At 45.9% G+C, this 1,129-nt stretch carries 1 protein-coding gene; it reads left to right on the forward strand.

Annotated features, from left to right (window positions below; translation table 11 throughout):
* Positions 1 to 433 precede the first annotated feature (433 nt).
* On the forward strand, positions 434 to 1,129 hold a 696-nt coding region (locus tag KDK16_RS10200; protein ID WP_257275957.1), incomplete at its 3' end, for a hypothetical protein.

Here is a 1,129-nt window from a genome sequence, read left to right on the forward strand (position 1 = left end):
CTGAAAAATAGATGATAATAGAGTTGCGAACCAAAGCCTCCTGAGATCCAGCGGCGTGAGACTCGTTTTATATTGAAGATTAATGGTCATATTGAAGAGCTAAAAATAACCCCCACTAAAATTTTAATCTGTGTCGATTATGGCTCCATAATTCATCTGCTTCGCCAGCAGGCCACTTGTAGTGGCCATATCTATTTGTATGATGGCTCTGTCGCCTCGGGCTTAACATCTGGTTCTCTGCTCAGCTCTCTGCTCAGCAGTCGTCATCACATCCCGCATTCGACGATTCAGGTGAACCTCATCGGGACCAGGTAATCGCCTTTCTGTAGCTCTGTGATCGTCTCTGAGTACATCGCTTTGCTAAAAGCATTATTTAACGACAGTTGTCATGTATAAAGCATCGGCGTTTCAGTAGAACTTCAGCACGTTTACTATGGATAGGAGAATCCACGAAAAACCATGTTTTAGTTCCTTACTCCTTATTCTCTCGTCTATCCTCACTGCTCCTATCCATAGAAAACATAAGGATAGAGCCATTAAAAGCCTACTCCTGCACGTATTGGTCTTTGTGCCTTTCGTCTGCCCGATTGAGCTGCAGACCCACCGTTTCATTGTTGAAGTTAACCAGAACAGGGCTCTGACAATAAAGACTGAGCCGGGCATATTATCTGCGATGCCAATGACCGATGGGAAGCCGATGCAAAACGAACCATTACACATTACCCGCACAAACGGATATTCAGGTGCAGGCACGCCACTCGGTGACAAATCCTGTAGGCGAAACAAATTTCAGATCATCACTTTGATGTACGGAACAGGCGACGGTAACTATTCCCGGACAAAGGGGGCAGAAGATTATGGTCAGTCCTTCGATAGACATTCAGAAAAATCGCATTATCTATACGACAGCGATCATAATGATGAAAATTCGGGCCGACCCACCGACTCCCGACATAGCCTTAATGAAAATTGCCATGAACAGCCCTGCTGTAATCGACAAGGACGCTGTGTCTTCGCTCCCTCCACAAGTACCCAGTGTCGTTCAACCTCAGACGACTCTTTTGTTTGCAGAAAAGATGTCTGTTTGCAAACAGGCGATCAGGAATCTGGCCCGGTAAGCCATCCTGCT

This window comes from Endozoicomonas sp. SESOKO4 (assembly GCF_024606275.1).